This window comes from Bradyrhizobium arachidis, assembly GCF_015291705.1.
GTDB classification, from domain to species: Bacteria; Pseudomonadota; Alphaproteobacteria; order Rhizobiales; family Xanthobacteraceae; genus Bradyrhizobium; species Bradyrhizobium arachidis.
This window is the reverse complement of the sequence record NZ_CP030050.1, coordinates 9,753,130-9,776,642: the sequence shown is the minus strand read 5'-3', so window position 1 is coordinate 9,776,642 and position 23,513 is coordinate 9,753,130. Positions and strand designations below refer to the sequence as shown.

Annotated in this window: 22 protein-coding genes; 13 read left to right on the top strand and 9 right to left on the bottom strand. The window is 65.1% G+C overall.

What is annotated here, in order from left to right; translation table 11 throughout:
- Positions 1–138 precede the first annotated feature (138 nt).
- The 5 genes from WN72_RS46080 (at position 139) to WN72_RS46060 (ending at position 5,512) form a co-directional block, all read left to right on the top strand.
- Positions 139–1,032 (top strand): dioxygenase family protein, encoded by an 894-nt coding sequence (locus tag WN72_RS46080; RefSeq protein ID WP_092211921.1) that lies wholly within the window; start codon positions 139–141, stop codon positions 1,030–1,032.
- Positions 1,033–1,159: 127 nt separating this feature from the next.
- A complete protein-coding gene (gene pcaH, locus WN72_RS46075; RefSeq protein WP_092211923.1) occupies positions 1,160–1,861 on the top strand; it encodes a protocatechuate 3,4-dioxygenase subunit beta in 702 nt (233 codons plus the stop codon).
- Position 1,862: 1 nt separating this feature from the next.
- The gene (gene pcaG, locus WN72_RS46070; RefSeq protein WP_092211925.1) at positions 1,863–2,465 is read left to right on the top strand and encodes a protocatechuate 3,4-dioxygenase subunit alpha; all 603 of its coding nucleotides are present in this window, start codon (positions 1,863–1,865) and stop codon (positions 2,463–2,465) included.
- A 229-nt stretch (positions 2,466–2,694) separates the two neighbouring features.
- Positions 2,695–4,383: a methyl-accepting chemotaxis protein gene (locus WN72_RS46065; RefSeq protein ID WP_092211928.1), complete on the top strand. Its 1,689-nt coding sequence runs from the start codon at positions 2,695–2,697 to the stop codon at positions 4,381–4,383.
- Between the two features lie 40 nt (positions 4,384–4,423).
- Complete coding sequence (locus WN72_RS46060; protein ID WP_092211930.1) at positions 4,424–5,512, top strand: phosphotransferase; 1,089 nt, start codon at positions 4,424–4,426, stop codon at positions 5,510–5,512.
- Between the two features lie 190 nt (positions 5,513–5,702).
- On the opposite strand, the gene WN72_RS46055 is transcribed toward WN72_RS46060, so the two are convergent.
- Genes WN72_RS46055 through WN72_RS46045 form a run of 3 tightly spaced genes read right to left on the bottom strand, consistent with a single transcriptional unit; the run spans position 5,703 to position 8,914 of the window.
- Complete coding sequence (locus WN72_RS46055) at positions 5,703–7,259, bottom strand: MDR family MFS transporter (RefSeq protein ID WP_027563274.1); 1,557 nt, start codon at positions 7,257–7,259, stop codon at positions 5,703–5,705.
- Between the two features lie 4 nt (positions 7,260–7,263).
- Positions 7,264–8,439 carry an HlyD family secretion protein gene (locus WN72_RS46050; protein ID WP_027563273.1) on the bottom strand — a complete coding sequence of 392 codons (1,176 nt, stop codon included), beginning with the start codon at positions 8,437–8,439 and terminating at the stop codon, positions 7,264–7,266.
- A complete protein-coding gene (locus WN72_RS46045; RefSeq protein WP_092211932.1) occupies positions 8,432–8,914 on the bottom strand; it encodes a MarR family winged helix-turn-helix transcriptional regulator in 483 nt (160 codons plus the stop codon). The genes WN72_RS46050 and WN72_RS46045 overlap by 8 nt, the downstream gene beginning before the upstream one ends.
- A gap of 157 nt (positions 8,915–9,071) precedes the next feature.
- On the opposite strand from WN72_RS46045, the gene WN72_RS46040 reads away from it, so the two are divergent.
- From WN72_RS46040 to WN72_RS46025, 4 genes are all read left to right on the top strand, one after another.
- Positions 9,072–9,566: a Fur family transcriptional regulator gene (locus WN72_RS46040; RefSeq protein ID WP_027563271.1), complete on the top strand. Its 495-nt coding sequence runs from the start codon at positions 9,072–9,074 to the stop codon at positions 9,564–9,566.
- A 34-nt stretch (positions 9,567–9,600) separates the two neighbouring features.
- Complete coding sequence (locus WN72_RS46035; RefSeq protein ID WP_027563270.1) at positions 9,601–10,554, top strand: DMT family transporter; 954 nt, start codon at positions 9,601–9,603, stop codon at positions 10,552–10,554.
- A gap of 12 nt (positions 10,555–10,566) precedes the next feature.
- On the top strand, positions 10,567–11,850 hold the full coding sequence (gene ispG, locus WN72_RS46030; protein ID WP_027563269.1) for a flavodoxin-dependent (E)-4-hydroxy-3-methylbut-2-enyl-diphosphate synthase: 1,284 nt from the start codon (positions 10,567–10,569) through the stop codon (positions 11,848–11,850).
- 243 nt (positions 11,851–12,093) lie between these two features.
- On the top strand, positions 12,094–12,990 hold the full coding sequence (locus WN72_RS46025) for a TauD/TfdA dioxygenase family protein (RefSeq protein WP_027563268.1): 897 nt from the start codon (positions 12,094–12,096) through the stop codon (positions 12,988–12,990).
- Between the two features lie 86 nt (positions 12,991–13,076).
- On the opposite strand, the gene WN72_RS46020 is transcribed toward WN72_RS46025, so the two are convergent.
- Positions 13,077–13,916 (bottom strand): outer membrane protein, encoded by an 840-nt coding sequence (locus tag WN72_RS46020; protein WP_027563267.1) that lies wholly within the window; start codon positions 13,914–13,916, stop codon positions 13,077–13,079.
- Positions 13,917–14,226: 310 nt separating this feature from the next.
- Between WN72_RS46020 and WN72_RS46015 the strand changes: the two genes are divergently transcribed.
- Complete coding sequence (locus WN72_RS46015) at positions 14,227–15,042, top strand: N-acetylmuramoyl-L-alanine amidase (RefSeq protein WP_092211935.1); 816 nt, start codon at positions 14,227–14,229, stop codon at positions 15,040–15,042.
- A gap of 25 nt (positions 15,043–15,067) precedes the next feature.
- Here the strand turns inward: WN72_RS46015 and WN72_RS46010 are convergent, their stop codons facing one another.
- The 3 genes from WN72_RS46010 to WN72_RS46000 form a co-directional block, all read right to left on the bottom strand.
- Positions 15,068–16,678, bottom strand: a complete 1,611-nt coding sequence (locus tag WN72_RS46010; protein WP_092211937.1) for a Na+/H+ antiporter — start codon at positions 16,676–16,678, stop codon at positions 15,068–15,070.
- A 39-nt stretch (positions 16,679–16,717) separates the two neighbouring features.
- Positions 16,718–17,587 (bottom strand): class A beta-lactamase, encoded by an 870-nt coding sequence (gene bla / locus WN72_RS46005; protein WP_092211939.1) that lies wholly within the window; start codon positions 17,585–17,587, stop codon positions 16,718–16,720.
- A gap of 220 nt (positions 17,588–17,807) precedes the next feature.
- Entirely contained in the window at positions 17,808–18,182 is a 375-nt protein-coding gene (locus WN72_RS46000; protein WP_027563263.1) for a nuclear transport factor 2 family protein, read from the bottom strand.
- Positions 18,183–18,276: 94 nt separating this feature from the next.
- Between WN72_RS46000 and WN72_RS45995 the strand changes: the two genes are divergently transcribed.
- A complete protein-coding gene (locus WN72_RS45995; protein WP_167380572.1) occupies positions 18,277–18,705 on the top strand; it encodes a GFA family protein in 429 nt (142 codons plus the stop codon).
- Between the two features lie 182 nt (positions 18,706–18,887).
- Positions 18,888–20,702, top strand: coding sequence for a caspase family protein (locus tag WN72_RS45990; RefSeq protein WP_092211943.1), 1,815 nt, complete (start codon positions 18,888–18,890; stop codon positions 20,700–20,702).
- 40 nt (positions 20,703–20,742) lie between these two features.
- Here WN72_RS45990 and WN72_RS45985 read toward each other — a convergent pair whose 3' ends face one another.
- Together WN72_RS45985 and WN72_RS45980 are read right to left on the bottom strand one after the other, a co-directional pair.
- Positions 20,743–21,432: a DUF1345 domain-containing protein gene (locus WN72_RS45985; protein ID WP_027563260.1), complete on the bottom strand. Its 690-nt coding sequence runs from the start codon at positions 21,430–21,432 to the stop codon at positions 20,743–20,745.
- 189 nt (positions 21,433–21,621) lie between these two features.
- Positions 21,622–22,545, bottom strand: a complete 924-nt coding sequence (locus tag WN72_RS45980) for a polyprenyl synthetase family protein (protein ID WP_027563259.1) — start codon at positions 22,543–22,545, stop codon at positions 21,622–21,624.
- A gap of 160 nt (positions 22,546–22,705) precedes the next feature.
- On the opposite strand from WN72_RS45980, the gene mtgA reads away from it, so the two are divergent.
- A complete protein-coding gene (gene mtgA / locus WN72_RS45975; RefSeq protein ID WP_027563258.1) occupies positions 22,706–23,380 on the top strand; it encodes a monofunctional biosynthetic peptidoglycan transglycosylase in 675 nt (224 codons plus the stop codon).
- Positions 23,381–23,513: the final 133 nt, after the last annotated feature.

Below are 23,513 nucleotides of genomic sequence, written 5' to 3'. Positions count from 1 at the left end.
CCGTCATCCCGGGGCCGTGTGCCACAGACTCGTCATGCCCGGGCTTGTCCCGGGCATCCACGTTCTTGGTGCCGCGAGAGGAAGGTCGTGGATGGCCGGGACAAGCCCGGCCATGACGCAAGGTGAAGGGACCGTCCCATGATCATCGAGCGCGAGCAGGACGTCACGGCCGCGGCACTGGCGGTGATGGAGCGGACGGCCGATCCGCGGCTGCGCCAGATCATGGTCTCCCTGGTCAAGCATCTGCACGCCTTCGTCCGCGACGTCCGCCTGAGCGAGCAGGAATTCCGCGACGCCACCGCGATCGTGGCCGAGCTCGGCAAGTTGACCACCGACACGCATAATGAAGTCGTGCTGCTGGCCGGCTCGCTCGGTGTCTCCCCGCTGGTGTGCCTGCTCAACAACGGCGACGACGGCAACACCGAAACCGATCAGTCGCTGCTCGGGCCCTTCTGGCGGCTGAACTCGCCGCGGGTCGAGAACGGCGGATCAATCGTGCGCTCGGAGACGCCGGGCGCGCCGCTGTTCGTCAGCGGCCGTGTCGTCGACAAGGACGGTCGTCCCGTCGCAGGCGCAGAGGTCGATGTCTGGCACGCTTCGCCGGTTGGTCTCTACGAGAACCAGGACCCCGATCAGGCCGACATGAACCTGCGCGGAAAGTTCACGACGGACCAGGATGGGCGCTTTGCCTTCAGCTTGGTGATGATGGTCGGCTATCCCATTCCGACCAACGGCGTGGTCGGCCGCCTGCTCGAGGCGCAGGGCCGGCATCCCTATCGACCGGCGCATCTGCACGCGCTGATCTTCAAGCCCGGATTCAAGACGCTGATCTCGCAGGTCTACGATCCCGCCGATCCCCATATCGACAGTGACGTGCAGTTCGGGGTGACGCAGGCGCTGATCGGCAAGTTCGAGCGCCACGATACGCCGCATGCGACCGCATCCGACGTCGTGGCGCCCTGGTACTCGCTCGACCACACCTATCGGCTTGAGGCCGGGGAAGCCGTGTTACCGCGGCCGCCGATCAAATAGACGCACATAGGCCCGCTGCCGGGCGCAGGAACGCAACTAAACCCGCTTCCCCCAATTAGTTATATCCTATAATGATTGGCGGAAGCGTTGACCGGCCGGACCAAAATGGCCGGGGAGGAGTTCGCCAATGACATTCATCTATCCCACCGACAGCAACAAGGCGCATCCGCTGCCGCTGTCGCCCGAGTACAAGAGCTCGATCAAGCGCGCGCCGAACAAGCCGTTGATCCCGATGCGACACACCCTGTCGGAGCTGACCGGTCCGGTCTATGGCCACGAGACCGTGCGCCAGGGCGACAACGACCTCACCACCCAGCATGCGGGCGAGCCGATCGGCGAGCGCATCATCGTGCACGGCCATGTCCGCGACGAGGACGGCCGCGGCGTGCCGAACTCGCTGGTCGAGATCTGGCAGGCCAATGCCTGCGGCCGCTATGTCCATGTCCGCGACCAGCACCCGGCACCGCTCGATCCGAATTTCACCGGCGCAGGCCGCACCGTGAGCGATGCCGACGGCTATTACCGCTTCGTCACCATCAAGCCCGGCGCCTATCCCTGGGGCAACCACCACAACGCCTGGCGTCCCGCGCATATCCATCTATCGGTGTTCGGCCGTTCCTTCGTCACGCGCCTCGTGACCCAGATGTATTTTCCTGCTGACCCGCTGTTCCCGTTCGACCCGATCTTCAATTCGGTGCCGGACGAGAAGGCGCGGGCGCGGATGGTGTCGTCGTTCGACCTCGAGAACACCCAGCCCGAATGGGCGCTGTGCTACCGCTTTGATATCGTGCTGCGCGGCAAGAACGCCACGCCCATGGAGAACCACTAAAGTGCAGGATTCTGTGAAGCCCAACGGGATCACCCCATCGCAGACCGTCGGTCCGTTCTTCAAATACGGCCTGACGCCGAACGGCGAGTACGCCTGGAACGACGCGTTCACCAGCTCGACGCTGACGCCCGACGTCTCCGGCGACCGCATCCGTATCGAGGGCCGGGTGTTCGACGGCGACGGCGTCGTCGTGCCCGACGTCATGCTGGAGATCTGGCAGGCGGATGCGCAGGGCCGCTTTGCCGACCCGCAGGACAAGCGCGCGCTGCCGAACGCCAGCTTCCGCGGCTTTGCCCGCTGCGGCACCGACAAGGACGGCAATTATTCCTTCGACACCATCAAGCCCGGCGTTGTGCCCGACCCCGACGGCAAGCCGCAGGCGCCGCACATCGTGCTTGCGGTGTTCGGACGCGGCATGCTGCGGCATCTCTACACCCGGATCTATTTCAGCGACGAGGCCGGCAATGCCGCCGACCCCGTGCTGGCGCTGGTGCCGGCCGATCGCCGCGCCACGCTGACCGCGGTGCGCGAGGCCGGCAAGCCGCTCTACCGGCTCGACCTGCACCTTCAGGGCGACAACGAGACGGTGTTCTTCGACGTCTAAGGCAATGCGGAGCGGCGATTCCCGGTCGCCGCTACGCGCTTCTCATTCAGCGCAATCGCAGCCAGTGCCGCGCGTTTGAGCATCAGTTCATTGACGCAAACCGATTGACCGACATCCCATTCCCGTAGTTATGCGGAGCTTTTCTTCGGCAACCTCTCCGCGAGGAAAGCCCGTATTTACCGCAGCGGTCTAGGGTCAGTGCAGATTTGATTCGCGCCCGGATTGCCTCATGAAAATTCGCCTGTCGTTGTCGTCCGCGATTATTGCGTTCGGGATCGTGCTTGCCATCGGCTTCACTGCGGTCGTCTCCACCAGCCTCTATGCGCTGCGCGAGCTCAAGGTCGGCGGTCCGCTCTATTCCGACATCAAGCTCGGCAATGACCTCATCGCCGACATCCTGCCGCCGCCGGAATATGTCATCGAGGCCTATCTCGAAGCCACCCTCGCCATGCGCGAGCCGGATCAACTGGCGGCCCATGGCGAGCGCCTGGTCCAGCTCCGCAAGGATTACGACGAGCGCAAGGCTTACTGGGTCGCCTCCAGCCTCTCGGCCGACCTGAAGACGGCTCTGGTATCGAAATCCGATGCCGAGGTGCAGAAATTCTGGAAGGCATCCGACCAACTGCTGCCGGCCCTCAAGGCCAAGGACACGGCTGCCGCCGAGCGCGCCTATGCGCAGCTCAAGGATGCCTACACCGCGCATCGCGCCGTCATCGACAGCATCGTCGAGAACGCCAACAAGCAGAACGCCGCCATGGAGAAGCTGGCCGCGGACCGCGACAGCTCGATGCTTTACATCCTTCTCGGCGTCTCCGCCGCCGTTCTCGCCTTCATTGCCGCGGGTCTGCTCGGCGTTGCCCTCGGCGTGGTGCGACCGATCGTGCGCATGACCGGGGCGATGCAGAAGCTCGCAACCGGCGATCTCGCCGCCGATATTCCTTTCGCGCACCGTCAGGACGAGGTCGGCTCTATGGCCGCAGCCCTGCAGGTGTTCAAGCAGGGGGCAATCGAGAATTCCCGCCTGCGCGAGGAGCAGCTGCGCCAGGAGCAGGAGGCCGCGCGCGCCAAGCGTGGCGCCCTGTACCAGATGGCCGAGACCGTGGAGCGCGAGACCGGCCGCTCGGTCGACACCGCGAGCGCGGCGAGCCAGGGCGTCGAGCGGGCCGCCTCCAGCCTGTCCGAGATCGCGAGGTCGCTGTCGGCGGAATCGCAGGCGGTGGCCGCGGCCTCCACCCAGGCGCTGGGCAGCTCGCAGACCGTTTCGGCCGCAGCCGAACAGCTGAGCGCCTCGATCCGGGAGATCGCGACCCAGGTGGCGCGGACCTCGACCGTCACCAAATCGGCGGTCGCCGGCCGCGAGCAGGCGCGTTCGACCATCCAGGCGCTGGCGGGCGCGGTGAAGAAGATCGCCGAAGTCTCGGATCTCATTGGCGGCATCGCCGGCCAGACCAATCTCCTGGCGCTCAACGCCACGATCGAGGCCGCGCGCGCCGGCGAGGCCGGTCGCGGCTTCGCGGTGGTCGCCGCCGAGGTGAAGTCGCTGTCGGACCAGACCGCCAAATCCACCGAGGAGATCACGCGGCTGATCGCCGAGATCCAGGCTTCGACCCAGGCCGCCGTCGATGCCGTCGAGAGCATGGGAGGCCACATCGTCGAGATCGACGGCGTCGCCACCTCGGTTGCCGCCGCGATGGAAGAGCAGGACGCCGCGACGCGGGAGATCGCCCGGTCGATTTCCGAATCGGCGTCCGCCGCCAAGGAGGTCTCTGCCAAGATCGACAATGTCAGCCGCGACGCCGCCTCCGTGGATGAACGCGCCGCGGAGGTCAGGCAGGCGATCGCCGGCATGGCGGCCAATCTCGAACAGCTGCGGTCGGTCGTGGTCCGGACCGTGCGGGACTCGACTGCCGCTGCATAAGCCGGGCATCAACTGGTGCCCGGGGATGTGATCGTGCAGAATGGCGCGGGACGGGGGCATCGTGGTCATGACACTTCCACAACTGCCGGCGGTCGTTGAGCCCGCCCAACTGACCGCCGCGCTGCGCAGGGGGCGTGTGCTGGATGCTGGCGCCGTCCGAGAGGTGAAGGTGCTGCACCAGCGCGACACCGTCCTGTCGCACATCATCCGCCTTGGCCTGCGCTATGTCGGAGAATCCGGCGGCGCGCCGCAATCGCTGATCCTGAAGACCGCGCATGCCGCCTTCGCAAAATCGCTCGCAGATGCCGGCCGGCACGAGGTGGCTTTCTACACGCAACTTGCGCCGAACATGCCGCGGGGACTCGCGCCGCGCTGCTTCGACGGAAGCTTCGACGAGGAGAGCCAGGCCTGGCATCTCCTGCTCGAGGATCTCACCGACAGCCATGTGATCGCGACCCAATGGCCTTTGCCCCCGTCGCGCGAGCAGGCGATGGCCATCGTTACGACCCTGGCGCGCTGGCATGCAGCATGGTGGGACCATCCCGGCCTTGGCGATACCGTCGGCAGCTGGGCAAGCGCCGAGGACCGCGCGCAGCACATGGAGACCTTTGCCGGCCATTACGATCGTTTTGCCGATATGCTCGGCGACCGCCTCAGCGAAGAGCGCCGCACCCTCTATCGCCGCCTGATCGAGCATTCGGGCCGGCTATCCCAGCGCTATCAGTCACGGCGTCACATCAGCATCGCCCATGGTGATGCCCATATCTGGAATTTCCTGCTGCCGCGTCCCGGCGTCGCAGACACCGTGCGCATCTTCGATTTCGACCAGTGGCGCATCAACGTGCCGACGACCGATCTCGCCTACATGATGGCGACCCAATGGTATCCGCAGCAACGGCAGGCGCTCGAGCGGCCGCTGCTCAATCATTATCACGAGACGCTGATGGCCAATGGTGTCACCGGCTACACGCGCGGCGCGCTCGATCAGGACTATCGCCTGTCGGTGCTCTGGCAGATCACCAAGCCGGTCTGGCAATGGAGCATCAACATTCCTCCGCTGATCTGGTGGAACAACCTTGAGCGGGTGATGATGGCGGTCGAGGATTTGGGGTGTGAGGAGTTGTTGTAGCCGGCGCTGCTTCAACATTCTCGCTGTCGTCCCCGCGAACGCGGGGACCCATAACCACAGGAAGCAGTTGCGGCGCGAGCCGGCAACTCCGAGTCTTCGCCAAACCACTCCCTGTGGTTATGGGTCCCGGATCGGCGCTGCGCTTGTCCGGGACGACGGGGGAGTATGAGGCAACGCCGCGATAACGCGTCTACTCCATCACCGCATGTTCCGGCCCGGCGGCCTGCTTGCGCAGCGTGGCCTTGGTCGAGCCGATCAGTAGGGCGAGCGGGATGGTGAAGAGGATGAAGAACATCACCAGCTGGTAGTCGTGCGCGAAGGCGATGATTTGCGCCTGCACGCTGACCATCCTGTCGGCCATCGCGCGGCCGGCATCGGTCGACAGATTGATCATGCCGCGCACGTCGGGCATCTGCAGCGCGTGGTTGAACGGGTTGATGTGCTCGGAGAGGATCGCATAGGTTCGCCGCGTTCCCTGCGTCAGCTCGGCGATGACGACGGAAATGCCGACCGAGCTCGCGACGTTACGCATCAGCGTCAGCATCGCGGTGCCGTCGGTGCGCAAATTGTTCGGCAGCGTCAGGAACGCCACCGTCGAAAGCGGCACGAACACGAGGCCGAACCCGAAGCCCTGGATCACGCTGACGGTCACGATCTCCGGCACCTGGGTCAGGTCGGTCCAGCCCGTCATCTGGAACAGCGAGCCCGCGGTCAGCGTGAGGCCGGTGATGATCAGCGTACGCGCCTCGAAATAGCGCATCATGCGGCCGACCAGCATCATGGCGAAGAAGGTGCCGAAGCCGCGGCTTGCCAGCAGCAGGCCGGCAGTGATGATGGGATAGCCGATCACGTTCTGCATGTAGGGCGAGGCCAGCGCCATGGTCGAGAACAGCACGAGGCCCATCACGACCATGAACATGCAGCCGGTGACGAAATTGCGATCCCGGAATAGCGCGAAGCGGATGAACGGCGTCGAGGTCGTGAAGGAGTGCGCGAGGAAGAAATAGAAGGCAACGGCCGAGACGATGAATTCCGCGATGATCTCGTTCGATTCGAGCCAGCCCAGTTGCTCGCCGCGGTCGAGCGCGAGCTGGAGGGCGCCGATCGCGATCGCCAGCGCGGCAAAGCCGAGCCAGTCGAATCTGAGGGTGAGGTCCTTCTTGGTCTCGTCCATGAAGACGATGAGCCCGATCACGGTGATCGCGCCGAACGGCAGATTGACGAAGAACACCCAGTGCCAGGAATAGGTCTCGGTCAGCCAGGCGCCGAGCGAGGGGCCCATGATCGGGCCCATCATCACACCCATGCCCCAGATCGACATCGCCTTGGCGCGTTCCTGGAGCGTGTAATAGTCGAGCATCACCGACTGCGACAGCGGCACCAGCGCGGCGCCGAACACGCCTTGCAACAGGCGGAACAGCACCATCTGGTTGATGTCCTGCGCGAGGCCGCACAGCACGGAGGCCATGGTGAAGCCGGCCGAGCAGATGATGAAGATGCGCTTGCGGCCGAAGCGGTTGGCGATCCAGCCCACCGGCGCCGTCATGATCGCCGCGGCGACGATGTAGGAGGTCAGCACCCAGTTGATCTGGTCCTGCGAGGCCGACAGCGTGCCCTGCATGTAGGGCAGGGCGACGTTGGCGATGGTGGTGTCCAGCGCCTGCATGATGGTCGCGGTCATGGCGCAGATCGTCACCATGTTCCGGCGCAGGCCGGGGACCATCAGGCTGGCATTGGGGCCGGACATCGGATCAGTCCTTGTCGTGGTCTTTGTCTTGGCTTGCGGTCGCCGGCAGGCCGAACAGTCCGGCGAGCGAGCGCTTGTGGCCGGTGTCGATGGTGGCATAGACGCTCATGCCGGCCTTCAGCTTCCTCACATATTTGTCGGTCTCGTCGAAATAGATGCGGATCGGCACGCGCTGCACCACCTTGACGAAGTTGCCGGTGGCGTTCTGCGGCGGCAGGATCGCGAATTGCGCGCCGGTGCCGGGCGAGAGCGAGCCGATCTTGCCCTTGAAGACGTGGTTCGGGAACGCGTCGACCTCGAGGGTCACGGGCTGTCCCTCGGTGACATAGGTGAGGTCGCTCTCCTTCGGATTGGCGTCGACCCAGGGATGGGCGACGTCGATGATGGAGAACACCGCCGTGCCGGCGCTGACGTAGCGGCCGAGCTGGATCTGCTCGACCTGCGTCGCCACGCCACTCATCGACGCGCGCACAACGGCGTGGTCGAGATTGCGCTCGGCATTGTCGAGCTTGGCCTTGGCCTGCGCGTAGGGCGGGAATTTCTCCAGCGGCAGGTCGGTGTCGCCGAGCAATTGCGTCTTGGCGGTCGAGATCTGTTGCTTGACATATTGCGCGATCGAGCCCGACGTGACCAGTGCGTTCGCGGCGTTGTCGAGGTCGAGCTGCGAGCCGTAACTGTTCTTCACCAGCGCCTGCTTGCGTTCGACATCGCGCTGCTTGAGGTCGACGCCCTGCTGGGCGAGGTTGAGCATGTCGCCGTAGATCTTGATGTTGGCGCGGAGGTTGTCGTAGGTGCTCTGCGCCTGCATCAGCTGCGCCTTGGCCTCGTCCACCGCGAGGCGGAACGGCACGGGGTCGATCTCGAACAGCACGTCGCCTTGGTGGACGAGCTGGCCTTCTTTGACCACGACCTTCTCGATCTTGCCGGAGATGTCGGGCGTCACCAGCACCTTCTGCGCGCCGACATAGGCATCGTCGGTGCCGACATAGCGGCCGCCATTGAGATAGAAGGTGAGGCCGCCGACGGCGACCACGATCGGCAGCACGACCATCAGCAGGAAGCGGCGATAGCGCCGCAGGCCCGCCACGAACCGGCGGCGCGGATCGGTGCCGGCCTTCTTGGTCGGCTTGCCGCTGTCGATCTTCTGCTCGGGCTGGAACTTGAGGACTTGATCAGCCATAGCGCTGCTCCTTACGCGCTTGTTCCGCTCCGCTATTCTGGATCGCGTTACGCACGTTTTCCTTGATTGTTTCGAGTTGGGTGAGGAGGCGGTGGGCGTCCGCCGGGTTGATGCCGTCCAGCGCATTGGCCGTGAGCTCGGACTTCAGCCCGCTCATCCGGCCGAGCAATTGCCGCCCGGCTTTCTTCAGATAGAGCCGCTTGACGCGGCGGTCCGAGGCATCGCTGCGGCGCTCGATCCAGTCGTTGTCGCACAGCTTGTCGATCAGCCGGGTCAGCGTGATCGGCTGCATCTCCAGCAACTCGGCGAGTTCCGACTGTTTCATGCCCTCGCTGCGCTCGACCTTGGCCAGCACGGCCCATTGCGCGCGGGTGATGCCGAAGCGCGAGGCCTCCTTGTCGGCGTAGACACGCAAGAGGCGGTAGAGCTCGGCGAGCGTGAACAGGAAGTTCTGGTCGACAGACCCGCGGGTCATAAGCTTGGTCTCCAATAAGCTTGGCATATAATAAGCAAGCTTATGATTATTTCATGGCGGATTGCCGGGATGCTGTCCCGCGGGGGGAGCATGGCTGGCAGCCGCGTTCGGTGTCGCGCTTTGGGTTCCCTCACCGAAATGCTAGAACGCTGCCGGCATGACCCTCGCAAAGCCGGCCTTTCCTGCGCCCGACCACGATCACGGCCGCTGCACTGCGGACGCGCTGGCGCATGCCGAGGCGGTCTGCGAGCAGCGCGCGCAGAAATTCACGCCGATCCGCCGTCAGGTGCTGGGCGCCTTGCTCTCCAGCCATCGCCCGCTCGGCGCCTATGAGGTGATCGACGAACTCGCCAAGTCGATGGCGCGGCCGGCGCCGATCACGGTCTACCGTGCGCTCGATTTCCTGATGGCCAACGGCCTCGTGCACCGCATCGAAAGCCGCAATGCCTATCTCGCCTGCGCCGCCCACGACCACGATTCGACCTCTGCGGTGGCGTTCCTGATCTGCGAGCGCTGCGGCCTCGTCGGCGAGATACCCTCGGCATCCTTCGCCGGGAATCTCAACGCCGCGGCGCGCAGCTCAGGTTTCGCCCCCAAATTGTCCGTGGTGGAGATCACGGGCGTCTGCACCCATTGTCAGAAAGCTGCATAAAGCAACAACGGCGCAAAGCCGGATCACAGGAAACATGCCCACACCTCAAGCCATCCCGTCCGCCGGTCGTCCCCTCAGTGCCGGCGCCATCGCCCTGATGCTCATGCTGTGCCTGACCTGGGGTTTCAACCAGATCGCGGTGAAGCTGGTGCTGCCGGATATCCCGCCGATGCTCCAGGCGATGATCCGCTCGATGGGCGCGCTGCCGGTGCTGTTCATCATCGGCACCTTGCGCGGCGTGAAATTCTTCGAACGGGACGGCACCTGGAAGCCCGGCCTGATCGCAGGACTGATGTTCGGCATCGAGTTCGTGCTGATCTTCCAGGGCCTGCGCCTCACCTCCGCCTCCCGCGCGGTGGTGTTCCTCTACACCGCGCCGTTCTTCGTGGCGCTCGGCTCGTATCAGGTGCTCGGCGAGCGGCTCGGCGCCTCGCAATGGCTCGGCCTTGCCATCAGCTTTGCCGGTGTCGCGCTCGCGATCGGCGTGCCGCAGCCCAATGTCGACGCGCATGTCCTGCTCGGCGATCTCCTGATCGTCGGCGGCGCCGCGCTATGGGCCGCGACCACGCTGGTGGCCAAGGGCACCCGGCTGCGCTTCGCAGCTCCCGAGAAGGCGCTCGGCTATCAGGTCGCAACCTCGATCCCGATCCTCGGGCTGGCGGCGTATCTGTTCGGGGAGACCATCACTCATACGCCGTCGCCGCTGTCGCTCGGCCTGATGGCCTTCCAGGCGATCTGGGTGGTCGGAACCACGTTCACGCTTTGGTTCGCACTGGTGAAGGCCTATTCAGCCAGCAAATTGTCGGCTTTTACCTTCATCACCCCTTTGTTTGGCGTGGTGGGTAGCTATTTCATCATGCACGACACTCTGAGCCTTGCTTTCGGGGCGGCCGCCGTCCTTGTAATTGCTGGGCTTTTTCTGGTTAACCGTCCGAGCCGAGAGGCTGCGGCGCCGCGCGATGCATTGCTGAATGCCACCAAAACCTGATATTTGGACCCCATGAACAAGCTCGAAAACTCCATCGATTCCGACCTCGCGGGCCCGGCGCCCCGGCACCAGACCACCCAGGTGAAGGTCGGCGACGTCACTGTGGGCGGCGGTGCACCGATCGTCGTGCAGTCGATGACCAACACCGACACCGCCGACATCGACGGCACCATCGCCCAGGTCGCAGCGCTGGCGCGCGCCGGCTCCGAAATGGTCCGCATCACCGTGGACCGTGAGGAGGCCGCAGCCGCCGTTCCGCACATTCGCGACGGCCTCGCCAAGCGCGGCATCACCACGCCGCTGATCGGTGACTTCCACTATATCGGCCACAAGCTGCTCGCCGAGCATCCGGCCTGCGCCGAGGCGCTCGCCAAATATCGCATCAATCCCGGCAATGTCGGCTTCAAGGACAAGCGCGACACCCAGTTCGCGGACATCATCGAGATCGCCAACAAGAACAACAAGCCGGTGCGCATCGGCGCCAATTGGGGCTCGCTCGACCAGGAGCTCCTGACCAAGCTGATGGACGAGAACGCCGCGTCGCCGTCACCGCGCGACGTGCGTGCGGTGACGCGTGAAGCGATGGTGCAGTCGGCGCTGCTCTCGGCCGCGCGGGCCCAGGAACTCGGCATGCCGAAGGACCGCATCATCCTCTCGGCCAAGGTTTCGGCCGTGCAGGATCTGATCGCGGTTTACCAGGACCTCGCGTCGCGCTCGGATTACGCCATTCATCTCGGCCTGACCGAGGCCGGCATGGGCTCGAAGGGCATCGTCGCTTCGTCGGCCGCGCTCGGCATCCTCTTGCAGCAGGGCATCGGCGACACCATCCGCATCTCTCTGACGCCGGAGCCCGGCGGCGACCGCACCCGCGAGGTGCAGGTCGGCCAGGAGCTCCTGCAGACCATGGGCTTCCGCACCTTCGTGCCGCTGGTCGCGGCGTGCCCCGGCTGCGGCCGCACCACCTCGACCACGTTCCAGGAGCTGGCGCGCTCGATCCAGGATTTCATCCGCGACGAGATGCCGACCTGGAAAACGAAATATCCTGGTGTCGAGGAGCTCAACGTCGCGGTGATGGGCTGCATCGTCAACGGCCCCGGCGAGTCCAAGCACGCCAATATCGGCATCTCGCTGCCCGGTACCGGCGAAGCGCCGGCCGCGCCCGTGTTCGTCGACGGCAAGAAGTTCCGCACGCTGCGCGGCCCCGGCATCGCCGCAGACTTCAAGGCGCTGGTGATCGACTACATCGACCAGCGCTATGGCCAGGGAGCCAAGGTGCCCGTGACCGCGGCGGAGTGATTCACTCCGCTAGCGCCTTACACTCCGCGGTCGTCCCTGCGAAAGCAGGGACCCATAACCACAAGGCGTTGTGGTTGCGGCAGGCTGCCACTCCGAGTCTTCGCCAAACCTGATCCTGTGGTTATGGGTCCCGGGCTCGCGCTACGCGCGCCCCGGGACGACAGCTGTGGTTGCAGCGGAGATTGCGTATCTGTCTCCGCACGCTACGATGGCCCCCAATCAACAATGATCGGGAGACACGCCATGAGCTCACTCGCCGGCAAGCAAGGTCCGCGCTATCGCCACACCGCGGACGACGGCGCTCCTTACGAGACCATCGCGGTCGAGAAGCTCACGCCCATCATCGGCGCGGAAATCTCCGGCGTCGATATCGGCCAGCTCGTCGAGGGCGACGCGCGCTCCAACCGGCAGATGGACGAGATCCATCGTGCGCTCGCCGAAAACCTCGTGATCTTCTTTCGCGACCAGCAAATCACGCCAAAGCAGCATCTCGCCTTCGGCCGCAAGTTCGGCGAACTGCATTTCCATCCCGCAGCTCCCCACGAGGACGAAGACCCGGCGCTGATGAAGATCTATGCCGACAAGAACTCGCCGCGCGCTAATGGCGAGGGCTGGCATTCAGACGTGTCCTGCGATCTCGAGCCGCCGATGGGCTCGATCCTCTACATCAAGCAGTGTCCGCCGCGCGGTGGCGACACGCTGTTCGCCAACATGTACGCCGCCTATGAGGCGCTGTCGGATCGCATGAAGGCTTATCTCGACGGCCTGACCGCGCTGCATGACGGCGAGCCGATCTATCGCGGGCTCTACGCGAACTATGGCGTCGCCGACCGTCCGTCATATCCGAACGCGGAGCACCCCGTGGTGCGCACGCATCCGGTCACGGGCAGAAAGGCACTCTACGTCAACCGCGGCTTCACCCGCCACATCAACGGCATCCCGCGCGACGAGAGCGACGCCATGCTCGCCTATCTCTACCAGCACGCCGAGAACCCGCTGTTCCAGTGCCGCTTCCGCTGGACCGAGAACGCCATCGCGTTCTGGGACAACCGCTGCACCCAGCACCGCGCCATGTGGGACTACTGGCCGCATACGCGCTCGGGCACGCGGGTGACGGTGAAGGGGGAAAGGCCGGTGTGAAGGGGCTGCGATGTGGGCAGCCCAGCATGAACAAAGAAAGCACCGGGCAACGCCGAGGCTTTTGAAGTCCTTTGGTCCGCAGGCCGTCAGTACTTCGCGACGATCGCACCGCCACTAAAGCGATAGTTGACACCCAGGCGTACCACGTCTTCACGGAAATTATTCGAGATCGACCAGGCCGCACCTGCGCCTGCTCCGGCAGCGGGAGCAGGAGGCGTCGGAGTGATTCCGGACGAGCTTCCGAAATCCATGTGCAAATATTCGACTTTGGCGGACCAATTGTTGTTGAACGCGTACTCCCAGCCGGCGCCCACGACCCACCCGAGCTTGGTGTCAGACGCGCTAGCTTGATACCGGAAGCCTACGAATCCCGGAAAATCGAGTGCCTTGAGCCAATTGAATTCGGCAAAGGCCGCGCCGCCGGTCACGTACAACAAACTGCGCTCGGCGACCACGACGCCGGCCCGCGCTCGCGCCGTTGCAAACCAATTGGAATGGAAACGCTCTTCCCAGGTGTAGGGAGAGATGGGCGCCGCGTTTGCAAAGGGGCCTCGAATTTGTTGTGCGCCAAGATCGCTGTAGTTGATATCGCCTTCGGCGCCGATGACGAAGATGCCCTTTTGGTAGTTACAACCAATTCCGAGACCTGCGGTGACGCCATCCGGCGTAACTTTTGCGGCGGATGCCGACGTCAATATCGCGGCGGTGCCAACCGGCGTCAGGCCCGCAAAGATGGCGTTGGGGGTGCCATCCGACCTGACCTCGGCGCGCGAGTAGCCTGCGTTGCCGCCGACATAGCAGCCGCTCCAGGAGAAAACCGGGACTGGTGCGGGGCGAGCCTTCACCGCCATGTCGGCCGCGGAAACGACGCCGGGCATCAACACGGAAACAGAAATAGCCGCGATCCTCAGCGCGCTCTTCACCATCTCTTTGGCCCCCAGCCAAATCAGATTTCAATATGCCGACAAGTTACGGCGTCCGCCGCGCCCAAGTCCGTCACCCATCTGCAACACCGGGGAAATTTCCCGAAAGCGTGGTCGCCATGATGAAAAAGGAGGGGCCAGCGCGCCGCAAGTCTACGCGTTGACGCCCCGCGTCGCCTGCGCCAATCTTCCCGAAAGGGAGTCGGGAGGATCAGCCATGCTCCGCGCCGAGGACAACAAATTCCTGATCGAGTCCGGCCTCGGAACGCGAATCGGCGCGCTGTTGCAGCGCTTCTGGGCAGCGGAGTAGGGTTTGTCGCACGCGCGGAGCATCGTCGCCGGGCTCGTCGCGTTCATCCTGCTATCGTCGCTTGCGCCTGTTGGCAGTGGCCAAGCCGCCGCCACGCGAAAGACAACGAAACTCAAGTCACAGTCGACGCAGCCGCCGTTCAAATGTGAGAAGCCAAAATTCCGCATCGTCGTCGATGTCGGGCATACCCCGGACGCCTACGGCGCGCTCAGTGCGCGCAATGATCCGGAGTTCGGCTTCAACTTCGTTCTCGCAAAGCTGATCACGGCCAAACTCAAGTCCGAAGGCTTTGCCGCAACCCGCCTGCTCGTCACGGACGGCAAGGCGCGGCCGAGCCTGTTCAAGCGCGTCAGTGCCGCCAATGACGGTCGGGCCGATCTCTTCCTGTCGATCCATCACGATTCGGTGCCGGATAAATTGCTCGAGACCTGGGAATTCGACGGCGCGAAGAGCTATTTCAGCGACCGCTTCTCGGGTCACTCGCTGTTCGTGTCGCAGCAGAATCCGCACTTCGCCACCAGCCTGCTGCTGGCGCGGATGATCGGCAGGCAGCTCAAGCAGCAGGGCCTTCACTACGCCAGCCAGTACACGCTGCCGGTGATGGGCCGCTACCGCCGCCAGCTGCTCGACAAGGATGTCGGCGTCTACCGCTATGACGGGCTCATCGTGCTGTCGCGGACACGGAGTGCTGCCGTGCTGCTCGAGGCCGGCTCGATCATCAACCGCGACGAGGAGATGGAGTTGAACTCATCCGAGCGGCAGGAGATGATTGCGGAGGCCGTCGCGGCGGGGGTCGGGGAGTTCTGCGACAGGCGGTAGCTGCTGCGCTCGCAATGACGGGCTGCTACAGCGGCACCCCCCGATACTCCCGGTTCGCCAGGCTCGCCTCCTCCAGGTCCAGATCGCGCTCGATCCGCCGTCTTGTCTCGTCGGTGATCTGGCCGTCGCGGAGGAGTTCGTGGATGAATTTGCGTTCGGCGGCGATCAGCTCGCGGGTCAGCGCGGTGCCGGCGGCGGAGACGTCGTGGTGCGCGGGATCGAGTGAGTCCGGAAGCTGGTTGACGCGGATCTCGTGGCGCGCGCGCAGGAGCCGCATCACCTCGTCGGAGACTTCCTTCTCCGCGGTGAGCTCGTCCAGCGATTTCAGCGCGGCGTCGAGCGCCTGGCGACGCGCCGCGATCTCGGCCTCGTGCTCGGCGACGTGCTCGTTGCGGCCAGCTTCGGCGACGCCGAGCCAGCGCACCACGGGCGGCAGCGTCAGGCCGACGCCGATCAGGGTGACGAAGATGACGCCGAAGGCGACGAACAGGATCAGGTCGCGATACGGGAAGGCATCGCCCTCGGGCAGCGTGAACGGCAGCGCCAGCGCGGCCGCGAGCGACACCGCGCCGCGCACGCCGGTGAAGGCGAGCACGAACGGCCATTGCCAAGGCGGCGAGGGATCGCGCTCGCGCAGCGACTTCGAGAGGATTCGCGGCAGATAGGTCGCCGGATAGAGCCAGGTGAAGCGCGCGATCACGATGATCATCAGCACCAGGGCAGTTGCGATCAGAATGTCGTCGAGCGGGAACGTCTTCGATTTCTCGTAGAGCGCGCGCATCTGGAAGCCGGTGAGCAGGAACAGCAGGCCCTCGATCAGGTAGATGATGAGGTCCCAGAAGAAGATGCCCTGCAGGCGCGTCGCCGACGAGATCAGCAGCGGGCCGTTCCAGCTGACATAGAGGCCGCAGGCGACCGTGGCGATCACGCCGGAGCCGCCGACATGCTCGGGCAGCCAGTAGGAGACGTAGGGCGTGATCAGCGACAGCGTCAGCTCGACCTGCGGATCCCCGGACCATTTGCGGAAACGCAGGGAGAGCCAGCCGACGCCGATGCCGAACGCGATCTCGCCGGCGACGATGAGGGCGAATTCACCGGCCGCCAGCGGCAGCGAGAAGTGACCGACCATGATGGCGGCGAGCGCGAAGCGGTAGAGGATCAGCGCGGTGGCATCGTTGGCGAGCCCTTCGCCTTCGAGGATGACCACGAGCCGGCGCGGCAGGTTCAGCCGGCGCGCGATCGCGAGCGGCGCCACCACGTCGGGCGGCGCGACGATCGCCCCGAGCAGGAAGCCGATGGTCCAGGGCAGGCCGATCAGATAGTGCGTGGCGGCGGCTACCATGGCCGCGGTGAAGATCACCGCGCCGACCGCGAGCAGCACGATTGGCCGCAGATTGTTCTTGAACTCGCGCCAGCTCATCGCAACGCTCGCCGAGTAGATCAGCGGCGGCAGCACCATCAGCAGCACCAGTTCCGGCGGCAGTTCCACCGGCGGCATGCCGGGTATGAAAGCGAGGCCGACGCCGGAGAGCATCAGCAAAATGGCGGGCGCGATGTTGAAGCGGCGGGCGACCAGCGCGGTGCCCGCCAGCACCGCGAGCAGGATGAGAAAGGTCTGGAACTTCGCTGCGATCATGGCCTGTCTTGGCCCGGAAGCAATCGCAAGGTCAACGCCTCACCTCAGCCGTTCGGCCACCATACGTCCGATGCGTGCAAACGCGGCTTCGATTTGGGCGGCGTTCGGCGTGCCGCCCTGGGTATAGGCCGTGATCAGGATCGGTGCATCAGGCTTGTTGTCAGGCTTGGGCCAGACGACCGCGATATCGCCGGATGCGTCCCTGCCGTTGTTGCCGGTCTTGTCGCCGATCTTCCAGCCCGCGGGCAGGCCGCCGCGCAGCCGGTTCGCGCCGGTCTTGCAGTTCACCATCCACTCGGTGAGCTGCGCGCGTGAGGCCGGCGACAGCGCCTCGCCCACTATCAGCCGCTTCAGATTGCCGGCCATCGCCGCCGGCGTCGTGGTGTCCCGGGGATCGCCGGGCGGCGAGCGATTGAGCTCGGGCTCATTGTGGTCGAGCCGCGAAGTGGCATCGCCGAGTGATCGCCAGAACGCGGTGAGTGCGGCTGGCCCGCCGACCCGCGCCAGCAGCAGATTGGCGCAGGTGTTGTCACTGAGTTCGACGATCGCCTTGCACATGTCAGTGACCGACATCTTGCCGGCGGCGAGATTTTGCTTGGCGACCGGCGCGTAGTCGAGCAGGTCGGCCTGGCCGTAAGGGATCATCGCCGCAAGCTGCTCGTCGCCACGATCGACACGCGCCAGCACGCAGGCCGCCAGCGAGGCCTTGAACGTCGAGCACATCACGAATCTCTCGTCGGCGCGCCAGGCGAGCCTGGCGCCGGTCGCGAGGTTCTCGGCGTAAAGCCCGATCCGCCCGCCGCTCTCGCGCTCGTAGGATTCGAGCTCAGACGGCGCCTCCGCGGCGAACGCAGGAGAGGCGGCGATCCAGCACAGCGAGGCGAGCAGGGAGCGGCGGTCGAGAGGCATGGGGGACTTTCAAATGGAAGTGCGAGCGGGGGTTATGCGAACGAACTCCGCATTCATCCATCGAAAAGACGAATGTGTGGCGCGAGGGCGTTTTCTTAGCCTCACCCCGCTTGCGGGGCGAGGGGCACTCTCCGCGAGCGCAACTGTCACTGCGTTCGCGGAAGCAGCCCTCACCCCAACCCTCTCCCCGTAAGAACGGGGAGAGGGGGCGCATCTAACCTCACTCTCTCAAATCATACCGATACGATTTCGACACGATCTGCCAGCCGTCGGCGAGCTTCATCGCCACCAGATAGTCCGTGAAGTAGCGCGGCGGCAGCTGGCAGCGGACCTTGATGAAGGCGGTTTTGTCGTCGGAGCGGTCGATGGTGACGATGAAATCCTCACGCGGCTTGCCTTCGGCCTTGCCGGAAGGGCGCTTGCGCACGCGGTCGAGCCAGTCCGGCACGGTCAGCACCTGCAATTCGCCCTTCTCGACCCAGCGCAAATCGGCGGAGGGATGGAAGATGGCGCCGAGCTTTTCGGCGTCACCCTCATAGAGCCCGTCGAAATAGGATTGCACGACGGCTTCGACGCTCGCACGGTTCTGGCTCATGGGTCATCCTTTTGCATGATGTCTTGCGAGGAACTTAGTCGTACACATCAGAATGCGCTATGGGTGTGTCAGCCATTTGCGCGAAGACATTGTCATGACCGGATCAGAAAATTCGAACGCTCGTATCCTCACCGGCGAATGCTATTGCCGCAGCGTGCGCTTAGAGGTGGCGGATGCGTTCTCCTATGCGATGAACTGCCACTGCTCGAATTGCCGCCGCACCACCGGTTCGGCCTTCAAGCCGTTCGCCGGGATCGAGCAGCACAAGCTCCGCCTTGTCCAAGGCGCGGACCAGCGCCTGATCTACGGCGATGACTTGACCCATGACGCCCACTGCGCGTGCTGCGGCTCGCTGCTTTATTCCCGGGTGCGCGAGGGGAAATGGGTTCATGTCGCCATGGGAACCCTGGTCGATGCTCCCTCGATCAGGCCGACCGCCCACATCTTCGTGGGGTCGAAGGCGCCCTGGCACGAGATTACGGACAATCTGCCGCAGTATCGGGGGCACGTCGGGGATACCTAGGGGAACCGGGCCGGCGGGCCTTTGTCGGCGAACCCCGACCGCGCTGGCGCGACAAACATAAAGGGTCTTTCGGCCCACTGCCGGCGCCGCCTTCGTGACCTCGATCACAAGCGGCCGCAGCGGGTCCTGCTAAAGCGGTCCCAAAGGGGCTCGAACTGCCTCTGAACTTCGGAAGTCGTGTCATGCGCAATCTGCTCAGACTTTGCCCGCTTCTGCTCGCCGCCGCGCTACTGTTCGGCGCCGGGCCCGCTTTTGCCGGAAAGCGCGTCGCGCTGGTGCTCGCCAACTCGGCCTATCAGCACGCGCCCTCGCTGGCGAACCCCGTCAGTGACGGTTCGGTGATGGCGAAGACGCTGAAGGAAGCCGGATTCGACGTTGTCGAGTCCAGGCACGATCTCTCGGCGCTCGACACGCGCCGCGTGCTGCGCGACTTTGCGGATGCGACCCGCGATGCCGACATCGCCGTGGTCTATTATGCCGGCCACGGCATCGAGGTCGAAGGCTCGAATTATCTGATCCCTGTCGACGCCAAGCTCGAGCGCGACACCGACGTGTACGACGAGGCGCTGTCGCTCGACCGTGTCCTGGTCGCGGTCGAGCCCGCCAAGCAGCTGCGCCTGGTGATCCTGGATGCCTGCCGCGACAATCCGTTCGGCAAGACCATGAAGCGCACGATCGCGACGCGCGGCATCGGCCGTGGCCTCGCCCAGGTCGAGCCGACCAGCCCCAACACGCTGATCGCCTATTCGGCCAAGGCCGGTTTCACCGCGCAGGACGGCGATGGCGCCAACAGCCCGTTCACGGTGGCGCTGTCGAAGCATCTGACGACGCCGGGCCTCGACGTCCGCCGCGCCTTCGGCTTCGTGCGCGACGACGTGCTCAAATCGACCGGCAACAAGCAGGAGCCGTTCGTGTACGGCTCGCTCGGCGGCGAGGACGTGCCGCTGGTGCCGGTCAAGGCGGTGGCCGCGGCGCCCACGGCGCCCGTGGCGAATCCGCAAGCCGATATCCGCCGCGACTATGAGCTCTCGCTCCAGGTCGGCAACAGGGCGGCATGGGAAGCGTTTCTCGCCCAACATCCCGATGGCTTCTATGCGAACCTTGCCAAGCTGCAGCTCGAGAAAATCGGCGCCGAGCAGGCGCATGCCGCGGCGACCGAGAAGGCGAAGCAGGCCGAGGCCGAGCGCGATCGTCTCGCCGCGCTTGGCGCGCAAAAGGAGGCGCAGGCCAAGGCCGCGGCTGACGCCAATGCCGCCGAGCAGGCGCAGTTCGCTGCGCAGAAGGCCAAGGAGCAGGCACAGCAACAGGCGGCTGCCGCCGAGCAGCAGCGCGTCAATCTCGCCGCCGCGGCACCCAACACTGCGCCGGCCAGCACGGCGAGCCCGACCGGCACCAATGTCGCCTCGCTGACGCCGGCGGCGACGCCAGCCGATCTCACCCGCTCGGTGCAGACCGAACTCGGCCGCGTCGGCTGCTTCTCCGGACAGGCCGATGGCAACTGGAATACGTCCTCGCAGCGGTCGCTGTCGCAGTTCAACCGTTACGCCGGCACCAAGCTCGACGTGAAGGTGGCGAGCACCGATGCGCTCGGTACCGTCAAGGCCAAGCAGTCGCGCGTCTGCCCGCTGGTTTGCGAGCACGGCTTCAAGGCCGACGGCGACAAATGCACCAAGATCGTCTGCCGCGAGGGCTATGCGGTCAACGACGACAACGAATGCGAGAAGCAGCGTGCCGCCAAGCCGGCCAAGCCTGCAACGGCCAAGCGCGACGACGGCGATGAGCGTCCAGCCCGGCAGCGTCGCCAGGCCGGCGGTGCGGCAGGCGGCTACGGTGCAGCTGCCGGCATCGCTGCCGCCGCCGGCGCCGGCCGTCGCTCGGGTGGCGGGCAGGTCTTCTGCAACAGCGGCGGATGCCGTCCGGTCAACCGCGGCTGCCACCTCGAATATCGCGGCGGCGGCGGCCCCGGCAACGATGCCAATGCCGAGGTGTGCTACTGACACTGCTCTGGGTCGTCCCGGCGAACGTCGGGATGACAGATCAGTTCGAGATCGCGCTCGCCGCGATGTTCACCGTCAGCGCCAGCAAGGCCGTGTTGTAGATGAATGACACGATGCCATGCGCGGTGGCGGTGCGGCGGATGGTCTTGTCGGTGATGCCGACGTCGGAGACCTGCGCGGTCATGCCGATGACGAAGGAAAAATAGACGAAGTCCCAATAGTCGGCGTGGACGTCCTTGTCGCCGCTCGGAAACTGCAGACCGCCCGGCTTGGCGTTCCGATAGTAATCATGGGCGTAATGCAGCGCGAAGGTCGTGTGCACGGCGGCCCATGACAGCGCGATGGTGCTGATCGCGACGGTCAGCTCGGCGGCGCCGCGCTGCGGCGTGCCGAGTTCTGAGACGATTGCGGCAATGCTGGCGAAGGCGCCGATCGCCGTCACGAGCAGGATCACGAAGCGACCGTCGTCCTGCATCGCAGCCGCGCGGCGGATGTGCAGGTGATCGTTGCAGAGCATCATCGTGTAAACCAGCACGAGATAGACCGCGATCAGGGCATCCCAGCCGAACAACAGCCGCGTCACCAGCCGGTGCGAACCCGGCAATAGCAGGCAGACGAGAATGCCGACGCCAAGCGAGATGAAGGTCCGCGGCCGCGCATAGATCAGCCGCACCGGCCGCGACATCTGGCGGAAGTGAACGAGGACGGGATCTTCCTTGTCAGTGGCCATTTCGACTTCGACCGTCTCGATCAACTCGCCTTGTCGCCGCATCGCCGGTGCGCTTCCTCTCCCGCTTGCGAGGGAGGGGTGGGGAGAGGGTGTCTCCACAAGCGAGACCCCCCAAGAGGAGAGTGCCCTCGCCCGGATCGCTGTCGCGATCCGACCTCTCCCGCAAGCGGGAGAGGTGAAAACCCAACCTTAGCTCTTCCGTTCGGCCACAAACCGCGCGGCGGCCTGCAGCACGGCGGCGCGATCGCCGAAGATCGACACCGCGCTGTCGGCGCGCGCGAGCAGGTCGCGCACGCGCTGCTTGGCGCCTTCGATGCCGAGCTGGGTGACGAAGGTGGTCTTGCCGAGCGCAGCATCGGCACCGGCCGGCTTGCCGAGCGCAGCCGCATCGCCTTCGACGTCGAGCAGGTCGTCGGCGATCTGGAAGGCTTCGCCGAGCGCGCGGCCGTAATCGTCGAGCGCCTGATATTCCTTCTGCGAGGCCTGGCCGAGGATCGCGCCGGCGATGCAGCCGTAACGCAGCAGCGCGCCGGTCTTCATCTGCTGAATGCGGGCGACATCGATCGGCTCGTTGCCGCCAAAGCGGCCTTCGCCGGCGAGATCGAGGATCTGGCCGCCGACCATGCCGCCGATGCCGGCGCAGCGCGCCAGCGCGCGCGTTAGCAGCAGGCGCACATTGGCGTCGCGATGGATCTCGTCGCGGGTGATGATGTCGAAGGCGAGCGTCAGGAGCCCGTCGCCAGCGAGGATCGCGGTGGCGTCATCGGTCTTCTTGTGCAGGGTGGGGCGGCCGCGGCGCAGGTCCGAATTGTCCATCGCCGGCAGGTCGTCATGGATCAGCGAATAGCAATGGATGCATTCGAGCGCGGCGCCGGCGAGCAGCGCCGCTTCGCGGGGCACGCCGAACACGGCCGCGCTCTCGACCACCAGGAACGGCCGCAGGCGCTTGCCGCCGTTGAGGCTCGAATAGCGCATTGCGTCCATCAGTCGCTTGGGCCGGGCGATCTCATCGTGCAGGATGTCGTCCGACAGCAGGCGCCCGAGCAGGGCCTCGGTATCATCAGCGGTCTTGTCCAGACGTTTGGCGAAATCGGACGGGGACGTGCCGGTCATCAAGAAGGGCTCCAGAACTAAAATTCGGCCGGACAATCCTTTATGCGCCAGCCCCAGTCAATCGTTTGGAAGGCGTAAAAAGTGCTGGAAAAGGCCCGAATTATCACAGACTTAATGCCGGGCTCGTGGCCGCGTTTCGTTTTCCGCCGGAAAGGTCGATTTGCGCATCGTTAAAATCCTGCTGGCGCTGCTCGCGATCGTGGTTCTCATGCCCTATGTGATCACGCCGTTCTACCGCATTGGCCATCCGGTTTCGACGCTGATGGCCTGGCGCAGCTTGCGCGGCGCGCCGATGCAGCGGGAGTGGATCGATCTGGCTGATATGTCGCCCTATCTGCCGCGCGCAGTGGTGGCGGCCGAGGACGCCCATTTCTGCAAGCATCACGGCATCGATTGGGGCGCGCTACGCGAGGCCATCGACGACGCCAGGGAGGACGGCACCGCTTTCCGGGGCGCCTCCACCATCACCCAGCAGGTGGCGAAGAACCTGTTCCTCTGGCAGGGCCGGGATTTCGTCCGCAAGGCGCTGGAATTCCCGCTGGCGCTGTGGATCGACCTCGTCCTGCCCAAGGCGCGGATCCTGGAAATTTACCTCAACATCGCCGAACTCGGCCCCCAGGGCCAGTTCGGGGTGGAGGCGGCCAGCGCCTATGCCTTCGGCAAATCGGCCGAGAACCTCTCCCCTCGGGAGGCCGCGCTTCTGGCCTCGATCCTGCCGAACCCGGTCAAACGCAGCGCCCGGACCCCCGGCCCGGGTGTCCGGCGGCTGGCGGCGACCTATATGGCGAGGGGGCAGGCGACCTCGCTTGTGACCTGCTGGCGGGAAAATCGCTGATTTCGGGCCCATTTGGGGCATATTTTCCGGCCCAAGAGCCTAGCTTTACGGCCAGCCTTCCTCTATAAGCGCGGCCTTGATCGGCATTCAGCTCGCCTCGTATTGCGGGTGCTGAGCCGTCCCCTCGCGGACG